Origin of the sequence: Gaetbulibacter sp. M240, from assembly GCF_043876815.1 — a bacterium.
Taxonomy (GTDB): domain Bacteria; phylum Bacteroidota; class Bacteroidia; order Flavobacteriales; family Flavobacteriaceae; genus Gaetbulibacter_A.
This window is the reverse complement of the sequence record NZ_JBAWKA010000001.1, coordinates 380,693-392,797: the sequence shown is the minus strand read 5'-3', so window position 1 is coordinate 392,797 and position 12,105 is coordinate 380,693. Positions and strand designations below refer to the sequence as shown.

General features: G+C 34.7%; 11 protein-coding genes. 4 read left to right on the top strand and 7 right to left on the bottom strand.

What is annotated here, in order from left to right; translation table 11 throughout:
- Positions 1-5 precede the first annotated feature (5 nt).
- The 3 genes from ruvC to V8G61_RS01760 all read right to left on the bottom strand — a co-directional run bounded on the left by ruvC (position 6) and on the right by V8G61_RS01760 (position 1,718).
- A complete protein-coding gene (gene ruvC, locus V8G61_RS01770) occupies positions 6-557 on the bottom strand; it encodes a crossover junction endodeoxyribonuclease RuvC (RefSeq protein WP_394873709.1) in 552 nt (183 codons plus the stop codon).
- Positions 554-1,192, bottom strand: coding sequence for an outer membrane beta-barrel protein (locus V8G61_RS01765; protein ID WP_394873708.1), 639 nt, complete (start codon positions 1,190-1,192; stop codon positions 554-556). The genes ruvC and V8G61_RS01765 overlap by 4 nt, the downstream gene beginning before the upstream one ends.
- Positions 1,193-1,301: 109 nt before the next feature.
- Entirely contained in the window at positions 1,302-1,718 is a 417-nt protein-coding gene (locus tag V8G61_RS01760; RefSeq protein ID WP_394873707.1) for a hypothetical protein, read from the bottom strand.
- Between the two features lie 213 nt (positions 1,719-1,931).
- Between V8G61_RS01760 and V8G61_RS01755 the strand changes: the two genes are divergently transcribed.
- The gene (locus V8G61_RS01755; RefSeq protein WP_394873706.1) at positions 1,932-2,435 is read left to right on the top strand and encodes a DUF456 domain-containing protein; all 504 of its coding nucleotides are present in this window, start codon (positions 1,932-1,934) and stop codon (positions 2,433-2,435) included.
- A 266-nt stretch (positions 2,436-2,701) separates the two neighbouring features.
- On the opposite strand, the gene V8G61_RS01750 is transcribed toward V8G61_RS01755, so the two are convergent.
- The 4 genes from V8G61_RS01750 to V8G61_RS01735 all read right to left on the bottom strand — a co-directional run bounded on the left by V8G61_RS01750 (position 2,702) and on the right by V8G61_RS01735 (position 6,852).
- The gene (locus V8G61_RS01750) at positions 2,702-3,376 is read right to left on the bottom strand and encodes a response regulator (RefSeq protein ID WP_394873705.1); all 675 of its coding nucleotides are present in this window, start codon (positions 3,374-3,376) and stop codon (positions 2,702-2,704) included.
- Between the two features lie 9 nt (positions 3,377-3,385).
- Entirely contained in the window at positions 3,386-5,221 is a 1,836-nt protein-coding gene (locus V8G61_RS01745) for a sensor histidine kinase (RefSeq protein WP_394873704.1), read from the bottom strand.
- A gap of 113 nt (positions 5,222-5,334) precedes the next feature.
- A complete protein-coding gene (locus V8G61_RS01740) occupies positions 5,335-5,481 on the bottom strand; it encodes a hypothetical protein (protein ID WP_394873703.1) in 147 nt (48 codons plus the stop codon).
- Between the two features lie 336 nt (positions 5,482-5,817).
- Positions 5,818-6,852: a LacI family DNA-binding transcriptional regulator gene (locus V8G61_RS01735; protein ID WP_394873702.1), complete on the bottom strand. Its 1,035-nt coding sequence runs from the start codon at positions 6,850-6,852 to the stop codon at positions 5,818-5,820.
- Between the two features lie 149 nt (positions 6,853-7,001).
- Between V8G61_RS01735 and V8G61_RS01730 the strand changes: the two genes are divergently transcribed.
- From V8G61_RS01730 to V8G61_RS01720, 3 genes are all read left to right on the top strand, one after another.
- Positions 7,002-7,802 carry an HAD family hydrolase gene (locus V8G61_RS01730; RefSeq protein WP_394873701.1) on the top strand — a complete coding sequence of 267 codons (801 nt, stop codon included), beginning with the start codon at positions 7,002-7,004 and terminating at the stop codon, positions 7,800-7,802.
- A 571-nt stretch (positions 7,803-8,373) separates the two neighbouring features.
- Positions 8,374-11,073, top strand: a complete 2,700-nt coding sequence (locus V8G61_RS01725; protein ID WP_394873700.1) for a PAS domain S-box protein — start codon at positions 8,374-8,376, stop codon at positions 11,071-11,073.
- 216 nt (positions 11,074-11,289) lie between these two features.
- Positions 11,290-11,703 (top strand): response regulator, encoded by a 414-nt coding sequence (locus V8G61_RS01720; protein ID WP_394873699.1) that lies wholly within the window; start codon positions 11,290-11,292, stop codon positions 11,701-11,703.
- Positions 11,704-12,105 lie beyond the last annotated feature (402 nt).

Here is a 12,105-nt window from a genome sequence, read left to right as displayed (position 1 = left end):
TCAGGTTATCCTATTTTTTTAGGATTTTGCTTCACAAAAGCATCCCAGCCGGAATAACTTTTTCCAATTTCAGGCTTTCCGGCATTGTAAAAATGACACACTGCAGCTGCTAAACCATCAGTGGCATCCAGGTTCTTGGGTAAGGTTTTTAAGTTCAATAAACTTTGTAGCATTTTAGCTACCTGCTCCTTACTGGCATTACCATTCCCGGTAATTGCCATTTTTATTTTTTTTGGTAAATATTCGGTAATGGGTACTTCCCTGCTTAATCCGGCAGCCATAGCCACTCCTTGCGCCCTTCCTAACTTGAGCATACTTTGTACGTTTTTACCAAAAAATGGTGCTTCGATGGCAATTTCATCGGGGTTGAAAGTATCGATGAGTTCCACAGTACGCTCGAAAATAAGTTTTAATTTGAGATAATGATCCTTATATTTTCTGAGGTCGAGTTCATTTAATTGAAGAAATGTCATGGATTTATTTTCCACCTTGATCAGGCCAAAACCCATAATAGTCGTCCCGGGATCGATCCCTAATATGATCTTTTCTTTACTCATCGTTGTTCACAAAAATAACAGCCACTTAATGAAAATGACAGTCCGATAGAAACCGTAGTTAAATTACCATTGAACGACCCATATCCTGAAGTGATGGGATCGAAATCCTTAGCAAATCCCGCGATGTAGGACGCGTCTAAAAACACAGACATGGTATCTGACAAGCCATAATGAAACTCCGCACCTCCTATGATATTAAAATAGGATGTTTTATTCTCCGGGAAATTTCCCAAGGGTTTAATCATAGTGATTCCCGGTCCGGCATGCAAGAACAGCCCAAATCGATTTTGGTTAAACACCTGTGAGGCGTCGTAAACCAGTTGTAAATTGAGGCGTGTGGCATTCACTTTAAAATCACGAGTATTCTCTTTATTAGAAAAGCGGTTATAACCCAGATCGAATTTAGCGCCCAACATCGAACTGAACTGATATTGCAAGCCTAAATTTATGGTTGGAAAATTTACGGGTTTCGCCTCAAAACCAGAAACAAATCCTGAGACCGATGGCTGGTTCAGTCCAACAGCAATTTGCGCTTTCAAGGTACTTTTATCAGTTTGCGCTTCCGGGGAAGCGAAAAAAATTATAGTAAACAATATAAAAGCAGGAATTCGAATATCAAAAATTTTAAATGTCATAATCGTTTAAGATTTGCAGGTATATTGGGGTTTAGGTTCTAACAAAACTAAGCAATTCTTTTTGGTTTGTCAGGCTATGCTTGTTAGCATAAACTATTTGAAATCGCATTTATTCTACATGGATAACCAAAGGCAGCTCAAACTTTGTTTTTACCTGCTGGCCTTGTTTGGTAGCCGGATATATTTTGGGTAAAGCCCCAATACTCTTTTGGATCAGGGATTTGATCTCTGGAATTTCTTGAGCCGTGACAGAATCAACATCAAAATCTGAGAGGACTATTTCACCTGTATCTGATATTTGAAAATTCAGAGCGATGGTATCATTAACATCTCTGGTAACCACTAATTTCTCGTTCTCTAAAAAGTTCAAAATATTTTTAGTGATATAATTTTCAAAACAGCTTTTAACGGCTTGTTTTTCAATTAAAGAATCGCAAAATGAAAAGGACGGATATTCATCGACATCATTCCAGTTAAAAGTTTCTAATTTTTCTTTTAAAATGGCTTCTGAAGATGTTTTTTTCACATCGAAATATTTACACGATGTTAGGGATAAAACTAAAATACCTAAGTAAAGTTGCTTCATAAAACGTTCCAATACCGAAAAGTACAATTTTTTTAGTTTCTATACGGCCATAAAAAATAAAACCGAACTTAAAATTTAATATTTAAACGGATTATAAGTTTGTATTGATAATTGATTTATTTTAGTCTTATAAGTAACTTTAAACCCTTACCTGTGGATATCTTCCTTGTTTGTATTGCCGCCTTATTTATGATATTAGGTTTAATTGGCAGTTTGGCACCTATTTTACCGGGGCCTCCGTTAAGTTGGATCGGTCTGTTAATATTGCACTTAACAAAAGCTGTTCCCATGAACCTAACGTTTATCATCATCACCTTCATCATTGCTATAGCGATTTTCATTCTGGATTATATCATCCCAGCCGTGGGTTCTAAACGGTTTGGCGGCACGCGTGCAGGTATGATTGCTACATCCATTGGCCTAGTTATTGGCCTTCTGGCTCCAATTCCCGGAGGCATTATAATAGGGCCTTTTATTGGCGCCTTCGTCGGGGAAATGATGCACGCTCCGAACTCCAGGATCGCCTTTAAATCGGCCGTGGGTTCCTTAATAGGATTTCTGGCTTCTACCTTTATAAAATTAGTAGTTGCGGTTATTTATTTAGGCTTGTTCCTAAGTAAAATCTGGGATTATAAAGACACTTTATTTTCGGTATAAAAAGAAGAAATCCCGGGGTTCTCTCACCTCCCCGGGATTTTATGTAAATTGCTATTATCAACAAAAAAAATTGAGGGATTAATTAATTTTGAAGTGTTGATACATCAAATATAAACATTACCTATCTTTTTGAACTGTGGAAAAACCGCAACAGTATTACGGTTAAGCTGTAGAACTCTACTATAATGGGAGCTCCGCACTCATAAAAAAATGTATTTTATCCATTTTTTAACATAAACCCCCACTTCTCGGTAAAAATCTTAATATTATACAAACCCTTTTTTACGAGCTTCTTCAAGTAGCGTTTCGTCTTGGCCATCCTGAATATCGAAGAGTTCTTTAAGTTGTTTTTTTCGTTTTTCAACGGCACTTAAAGAAATATCCAAATGCGAGGCCAGGTTTTTAGTTTTAATACCCTGCGATAAGAGGTAAAGTATTTTTCTATTCTTGTCATCAATGACAACATCGCTTACGATGGTTTTACGAATATGGCTATTCACCGTTCCACTGTAAAAAGGAGGATTATGCAATACGGCCTGAAACGCACTGGCGAGTTCATTTGAAGTAAGATCACTCTTAATCAGAAACCCTTCGGGGTCGATATTTTTAATGATATTATGAATTCGAAACGATTCACTAAACATAGTAAGAATAATAATTTTTGCCTTTGGTAAATACTGACGTGCATACTCTGCAAGATCTTCCCCTGAGCTCATAGACCCATCACTTGACGGGGGCAAGCTTATATCTACAAAAAGCATGTCATAAGGATAGTCTAAATCAACAGATTTATTCATAAACCTAATAGCCTCATCACAATTATTAGCAATATCAATTTTTAATTCTTGATGGGCTTTTTTTGTGTATAGTAAGGTATTTTGATACCCTTCAATAATCATGGGATGATCATCGATCATCAGAATTTTTATGGTTTCTGTCATGTACTAATCTTAGTTTTTTGGAGCTTCAATAGTTACTGAGGTTCCTTCACCCAACTGAGACGCTAAGGTTATGGATCCCTCTATTTCCTTTATTCTGGATTTCATATTTTTCAGACCAATGCCTGATTTCGCTTTATTCACATCAAAACCGTCACCATTATCGCTTAAAATTAGTAAAATTTTATCACTCTCACGGGTTATTTGGAGTTTCACCTCAGTGGCATTGGCATGCTTATAAATATTTTGAAGGGATTCCTGAATGATCCGGTAAAAATGTATTTTCGTTTTATTTGGAACACCATCCCAATCAATGTCATCATCGTGCACAAAGGAATATTTTAAACCATATGCGAGACATTGAGTTTCTAACAGTGTTTTAATAATATCTTTAAACCCTCCGCCGGATACAAAATCGGCATTCAACTCGTGCGATACTTTCCGGATATCTTGTTCGATTGTTTTTAGCGATTCAATATATTGCCCCCGTGTTTTTATAGCTTCCGGTGAGTTGTTCATATTTAGGCTATCCAGACTCAGCCGCGCACCAAACAAACGGCCCAAAACCCCATCGTGCAATTCTTCTGATATACGTTTCTTTTCCATAACACGAGCCTCTTCAATATTATCACTTTGGTTAAGCATGAGGTTGTAGATCTCTTCATTGGCCTCTTGTTGTTCCTGAATGAATTTGAGTTCTTTATTTTTATTGCGTTGTGTGATCACAATATAAATTAAAATAGAGGTCAGCATCACCCCGATCGAAATAAAGATTAACCATCTTCGTTCTTTAGAAACCTCGGCCAATTGCTGTTCCTTTTCTTTAGTTTCATAACGTATTCGTGCGGTTTTATTTCGTACAAGACGTTCAGTTTTTTGTATACTGTCATTTAATTTAACATATTGCTGCAAATAATAAAAGGCTCTATCTCCAGATTCAATTTCAGATAAAAGACGTAAAGATGTTAAAACCTCATCTGCATGAAATTTTTCAGCAATCATTTTTGCCTGAAGTGCATAATGAATCGTGGAGTCCTTTTTTCCCTTTTTTTGATAGTACTCTGCAATATGCTGATTGACTATAATTGCCTTATAGCCACCAGTAGGGTTAATACTATCACTTATCGACAAAGCTTTAAAAAATAGTTCAGGAATCTCTGTTGTATCTCCAGACAAAAATTTGGTATAAGCATAGTTGTCTAGTAAAGTTACATATTGCAGGTTATCTTTTCCGACAACGTCAGAATTCAAAATATCCGTAAATATTTTTAAAGCTTCCTGATAATCCCCTGCTTTTTGATAGGTTAAACCTAAATTATTTTGGGTTATTGCAACACTTTTTGGATCGTAACCATCAATAGAACGCTCCAATGCTATTGATTTTTCGAAGTATGTAATGGCTTGACTGTATTGCTCAAGGAATTGAAAAACCTGACCCAAACTATTATAAGTATTGGACTTTAACTGAATAACCTCATTTGTTTCCTTTAGGCCATCAAGAATTTTTAAAGTCTCTACGCTTGATAACTCACTCGCTGTAAAATCATTTTCATTTTTTTGAAGAACGGCATACGCATAGAGAACCTCAGCTAAGTTAAATTGGGCATTTCTATTTCGGTAAATCTTTTCGGCTTTTTTATAGTGATAATATGCACTGTCTCCCATTTGAATAGACCGATACAGGTATCCTATTGTAGTTTGAGCGTTAGCATAATAAACTGAATCTATACTTTTTTCTAGAAGAATATTTTTTTTAATGGAATCTATGAGCCGTAGGTTTTGGTCAATCTGAGCCGACAAATTATTTGTAACAAATAAAAGTACCAGAAAGTATAACAGCTTTTTCAAGAGGGAATAACAATTTGTTTGCCTCTCAAATGTATTTATAATTTTTTAAATAGAATAAAAAAACTCCCTACATTATGATAAGGAGTTTAAATCGTTATTTTAATAAAACAAGATTACTTGTCACCATTGCCACCTGTATCAAATACAGTAATAGTTTGGTTATCTTGTAAAATATCATTCTCATTAAGATCTTGTTTGGTACATGAGCTAAATAAAGCAGCTATAACAAGTGCAGATAAGGTAATTTTTAAGGCTTTCATAATCGGTTCAATTTTAAGGTTATTATAAATTTTCTAGTTTGTTAAACGTCTGGCCTCAGGTTCTTTCGAACCGAGGCATGAGGGAAAATGGATAATTAACTTTAAAATCGAATACACGACTAAGTGTACAGATTTCTTTTAAAATTTGTATTGAGGGAGTTGACCTTTTTAGGGTCTAAAATTGAATGGATTAATTTTCCTAAATGAGCTGAGGGGAATTTGCGCCCATTAGGATTAGCTAATGTAGCTTACAATTGAGACAAAGATATAAAAACTCGTTGAAATACACAAATCGACGATGAAATGCATAATATTATTAACAATTTGTTGAAAACTTTACTTTTTAACAGATTTTGTTTGAACCAAACTTGTTTTAACAATTTTCGTTTTAACGTCCTCATCAGGTGCCATTTGCATACGATGGATTAATAACTGTGCAGCACTAGCTCCAATCTCTTTGGCATGCTGCCGTATGGTCGTTAACTTTGGAATCGAATGATTAGCTACTGATTTACTTGAAAAACCAATGACTGATATATCCTTTGGAACCTTTAAACCTAGGTTAATAGCCATATTAATAGCTATAACTCCGGAAGAACTATCTGCGGAGATAACGCCATCAATACCTTTATACTTTTTGTAAAACTGTTTTATCTTTTTTTGCTGGTCGTCCTTTTTCTTTAAGTTCAATACCAAAGGTTCTTGCACACCAACTTCTTCTAAAGCTTTGCGATAGCCTCGTTCACGAAGTTTTCCAACACTAAGATCATCAATATCACTAAAAAAGGCTATATGCTTTCGTTTTTCATTGATCAAGCGTTTTGTAGCATTATAGGTCGCTTCAAAATCATCAACAATAACCTTGTCACAAAGCACATCGTGCGCCACTCTATCGAACATTACAATAGGCAAACCACTACTTAAGGTCTTTTTAAAATGTTCAACTTCGTTCTTAACTTGGGTTTCTTTGGCTACCGATAAAATAAACCCATCAACACTACCATTTGCAAGGAGCTGCAAACTTTCCTTTTCTTTATCTAAGGATTCGTTTGAAATACAAGTTATAATATTATACCCATGCTTTGTAGCCTCACGTTCGATACTGAAAAGCACCTTTGACAAAAAATGATTTAGAATATCAGGAATGATAACCCCAATGGTTTTGGTTTTGTTCTGTTTTAAACTTAGTGCAATCTTATTGGGTTTATAATTGTACAAGGCCGCCAATTCTTTGACGCGCTTCACTGTTTCTTCCCCAATTTCTTCGCTGTTATTTAAAGCTTTAGAAACCGTTGATATTGAAACATTTAACTCTTTTGCCAGTTGTTTTAAAGTCACCATACCGTTCAATTCATGATACACTGAGAACATTATATATTCTTACCAAGTACCTTTGTGCTAAAATAAGATATTTTAATTCAACAAAACAATAACTAAATGAAGTTGCTCTATTATTTCTGATAAAATTTGTCTGTACCTATTTTTAATTAGCATCTTTGCAATTCAAATATAAGATGATAATGAATTTCTCGAATATTAAGCTTATTGTATCGGATATGGATGGAACCTTACTGAATGATAATCATGAAGTAAGCAACCGCTTTTTTAATCAATTTGAAAGATTGAAACAGCAAAATATTCATTTTATTGCGGCAAGTGGCCGTCAGATGCAAAGCATTCAAACGAAACTCCACCCTATTCTAAAAGATATTTCAATAATTGCCGAAAACGGCAGTATTATTACGCACCAAAACAAAACTGAAGTATTATTGGAACTCACCCAAAATGATATGGTTAAGGCTATTCGTTCCCTGCGTCAAGTAGACAACTGTTATCCGGTATTGTGTGGAAAAACCACGGCTTATGTTGAAAATGATGAGCCTGAGTTTATTTCAAAAATATCAGAATATTATACGGAATTTACTATTGTAGACGACCTATCAGCCGTTTCTCAGGATGCCTTTTTAAAAATTGCCGCCTACCATTTTGAATCATCAGAAAAATACATTTATCCCAAGGTAGAACATTTGAACGACCACCTACAAGTTGTTGTTTCCGGCGCGAATTGGGTAGATATTTCCCATCCTGAAGCAAATAAAGGCTACGCTTTAAAAAGGCTACAAGAAAATTTAGGTGTTACTAAAGCACAAACCCTTGTTTTTGGAGATTACAATAATGATCTTGATATGCTAAAATTGGCAGACTATAGTTTCGCCATGGGTAATGCTCATCCTAAAGTTAAGGCCACAGCAAACTACATGACGAAAACCAATACAGAACAGGGTGTGGAACACATTCTGGAACAGATCATTTCAAGTTAAAAAAAACGCACACAAGATTCCCTGAGTGCGTCAAATTGCTATTAACTTAAATTCTTAATGAGAATTTTGAATGGTGCATAGATACCTCTTATAAAATAACTTTAATGTAACTTATGTTACATAAGGTACTCAAATCCAAAAACTTTAAGTTTTATTTATAATATCCTAAACTACAATAATTTACTTGAGGCATTCGAAATGAAGAATGCTACCGTAATGGACTAATTCGTAAAGGAAAAAGAACCATCCCTCATTCATTTTAGAAAGACTAGGAATTCACAAAAAGTATGGTCATTTTAAAATTAATACCGCAAACTCTAATATGTTGATTTACCCAAAATATTATCAGTATCGTCTTGTAACCAAAAATGTAACTCCTTGCTAATAAATTTTTTAAAGCAACTTAAGTTACATAACGATTATTACAGTTCTTATATTTTTGGTCGGGTTTTGATTTTAAATATTTACTTCTTATTCGGATGTCTAATTTATTTTCAGACTAAAAGGTATCCGATATTAAAATATTTAATACCTTACAGATACCTAATAGCATAACACCCTCTCCCTCTCCATGACAGATCTAGCACCCACCATCACAGATACTTTAAATATCCTAAAGTCTGTTTTAAACGTACCAAAAAATACTGTTTTTTATAAGGGATACGCCGATACGAATTCACTTGACCCTAAAGCATGTGATAATCAGCCTCTCTTAAACAAATTATTAACCACAGTTGAAAAAAACAAAAAACTCATCCTTCGGAACGATTTGGGTCAGGACAAAGACTTCCAGAAAGTTTACACACAAAAAGACTCCTTAAAGGCCTTTATTGGCATGCCTCTTTTAGGTTTAAAGGAAAGCCTAGTAGGGGTTTTTTATATTTACTTTGATTCTGTTCAGAACTATTCAAAGCGAACTGAAACGCTTTTAAAAGCTGTTTTAAAGCAAGCCGGTGTGAGTTACACTAATGAACTTCGAATTGAAAAATTAAAGCGCGAAAAGAAACATATATTTAATGAAAACCTGAAACGCAAAAAAATAATAGAATCTACTCAGGCTGCTAGCTGGTTTTGGAACATAGAACATGAGGCATTAGAGATCTCACCCCAATGGGCTGCCATGGTTGGTTATACTATAAAAGAACTAGAACCCATAAATTACGATATGTGGGCAAACCTCGTGCACCCCGATGACATAAAGCTCGCGGAAAATGCTATTCAGGAATGTTTTTCACAAATAAAAGAGTTTTACAACATCAACTTCAGAATGTTTCATAAAGCCGGTCATTATGTATGGATCAACTCTTCAGGGTTTATTACCGAGTGGTCGTTAGATGACAAGCCCTTATTCATGGTAGGGGCGCATATTGATATTTCATCTCAGAAAAAAACTGAAGAAATATTAAAACGCAATAAGTGGCACTTGGAAGAAGTGCAACGCATCTCTAATATTGGCAGTTGGAGTTATGATGTCCTTGCAAAGGAATTTTTATTTTCTAAAGGATTTTCTGATCTTTTAAAAAAACCAACACATCAGTCCTTTGAAGAGGTGATGGAAAATGTTTTTGAGGAGGATAAAGCGATGGTTCGAAAAGCAAAAAGTGAATGTGTTAAATTAGGTAAACCTTTTGAAATTAATTACCGGACTCTAAACCCCGAAGGTAACACCGTACATATTGAGGAACACGGATTCGCTATAAAAAATGAAGAAAATAAGATAATAAACATTTACGGTACATTGCACGATGTCACTGAAAAGAAGAAAGAGCAGCAACACCTTAAACTTTTAGAAAGTGTTATCACAAATACCAAGGACGCGGTTCTAATTACAGAGGCCGAACCATTCGAAGACCCCGGTCCGAAAATAATTTATGTCAATGAAGCCTTTACAACGATGACCGGGTATACCCCGGAAGATGTGATAGGAAAATCCCCAAGAATTCTTCAAGGTCCGAAATCAGACTTTAAAGCTTTATCAAAACTTGGTGAAGCTTTACGCAAATGGGAGTCTCACGAAGTTACTACGATAAACTACAAAAAAAATGGTGAAGAATTCTGGTGTAATTTTACTGTTGTACCTGTACCTGACGAAACCGGTTGGTATACCCATTGGATCGCTATTGAACGTGATATAACTGAACAGGTGAATAAATTAAATGCACAAAAACTTTTTAACGAGATCGGTTCTTTTTTTACTGAATATGAAATACTTGGAAAAGCTTTGGACGCTTCTTTGAGTAGTATCCTTGGGATGACGGAATTTTCATGCGGAGAAATTTGGATAACTAATGATAGTCGCAAAAATTTTGAGCTAATATCCAGTGCTTTTCTGGATCAGAAAGGGGAAAATTTCGCACTACAAAATTCAATTTTTGAAATTGAACTCCATAAGACTTTTCAAGGGGAGATTTTAAAGAAAAAAAAACCATATTATTTGAACGATATTCAAAATAACCCTTTGTTCGTAAGAAAGGAAATTGCAAAACAAACCAAGCTTCAAGATGCCTTGGGGATCCCACTGATGGCCAACGATGAAATACAGGGTGTCTTATTACTCCTTTCGGATAAAAAACTTCAGCCATCAAAGTATAAAAGACCTCTTTTTAAAGACCTTATAGATTTTTTGGGGAAAGAAATTAAGCGTAAAAATTTGGAGATCGAATTTAATGATGCTTTTAATATAACTCCGAACATGCTCACCATTAGTGATGGAAGAAATTACTTCAAACGAGTAAATCCCGCAACCATTAAAATCTTAGGCTACTCAGAAGAGGAATTGCTGTCGCAGAGTTTTATGAATTTTATACATCCAGAGGACCGAAATTCTACGATGGATCAAGCCGGAATATTAAGTTCCGGACATCCCGTTTACAATTTTGAAAACCGTTACATTACTAAATCGGGTGATATTGTTTGGTTAAGCTGGGCTGCTACACCGTCATTCAGTAATGGATTAACCTATTCGGTAGCAAAAGATGTTACAGAAAGGAAAAAAACCCAGGCCAAACTAAACGAGTTAAACCTGAATTTAAAAAAGCACGCTTACGAATTGGAACAAAAGAATAAAATGCTACAAAATATTGCCTGGACACAATCTCATAAAATAAGAGCTCCTCTTGCTCGCATTCTAGGTATTCTTGAATCTATAGACCTCCTTACAAATGGAAGAGAATTAACTGAAGATGAGGTGACACTATTTAATGGTTTAAAAGAGTCTGGGTTAGAACTTGATACCATGATTAAAAAGGTGGTCAAAAAAACTGATTTCTAGAACACCTGTGGGATTCGAAATAAATTATTTTAATCTAATTTCTACTTTTAAATTCAAAAATATATTAAATTTACAAAAAAAATTCTTGCTGAAATCCTGCAACCTACACTTCATATTCATGTAAGAAAATATAAAACTAATAGGGTTATTGTGTTTTAGAAATCCACTAGAATTTTATAAACTCTCAGCCTCTATTTTTTAATAGTAAAAGAGTACATGAAGATTGAAAATAAAAACAGGGGTATCCTTCTGGTTGATGATGATGCCATTTGCAACATTATTTGCAAGAAACTTATTGAGGAGCTCGGCTTTAAAAACCCTGTAGAGATCGCTACAAATGGCAGATCGGCTTTACATTATCTTGAATTGGCTGTTAATGAAAAATCTAAACCATTACCGGGCCTGATCCTCTTGGATATAAATATGCCTGTTATGAATGGCTGGGAATTCCTTGAGACTTTAGAAGAATTATCGGAAAATTTACTTCCTGATATAAAAGTCGTTATGGTAACCTCAAGTATTAGTCCTTTCGATATTAAAAAAGCTAAGAACACGAAAATGATATCCGAATTTATTACAAAGCCTGTTAATCTAAAAACTATGGCCGAAGTATTAGAAAGGTATATTTAAAAACTCCTTTTTTTTACCTTTCTCCGAGAAAAATTTCAATAACATCATTTGCCCATTTTTATCGGTTATTACATTATTTATCAGAAATCCAACATAGATATAAACCACCACGAATCGGCCTAATATTGAAATTAGAAATAGTACCTATAATAACGATTTTACCCAAGTCTTCTTCCTGAGAAATTGCACTAAAATGAATAGAAAGAATAAAAATTTTAGCCCATAAAATAAACTTTGGACTAAATTGATAATTAAACATCGCTTCTTTTTGAACTTAAATATTAGAAAAGTTAATATTTACATAATTCCTATGATCCACCGCAATACATGAGAATAGAATTAGGGCTGTAGTGAAATTTTAACTTAATAATTGAAGGCGTCCAAATTCATCTAATTTCCGTA

Coding starts and splice junctions, on each gene's coding strand:
- V8G61_RS01735 (WP_394873702.1), bottom strand. CDS start 6,852: ATGTTCTCAGTGTATCATGAATTGAACGGTATGGTGACTTTAAAACAA.
- ruvC (WP_394873709.1), bottom strand. CDS start 557: ATGAGTAAAGAAAAGATCATATTAGGGATCGATCCCGGGACGACTATT.
- V8G61_RS01765 (WP_394873708.1), bottom strand. CDS start 1,192: ATGACATTTAAAATTTTTGATATTCGAATTCCTGCTTTTATATTGTTT.
- V8G61_RS01720 (WP_394873699.1), top strand. CDS start 11,290: ATGAAGATTGAAAATAAAAACAGGGGTATCCTTCTGGTTGATGATGAT.
- V8G61_RS01730 (WP_394873701.1), top strand. CDS start 7,002: ATGAATTTCTCGAATATTAAGCTTATTGTATCGGATATGGATGGAACC.
- V8G61_RS01740 (WP_394873703.1), bottom strand. CDS start 5,481: ATGAAAGCCTTAAAAATTACCTTATCTGCACTTGTTATAGCTGCTTTA.
- V8G61_RS01725 (WP_394873700.1), top strand. CDS start 8,374: ATGACAGATCTAGCACCCACCATCACAGATACTTTAAATATCCTAAAG.
- V8G61_RS01750 (WP_394873705.1), bottom strand. CDS start 3,376: ATGACAGAAACCATAAAAATTCTGATGATCGATGATCATCCCATGATT.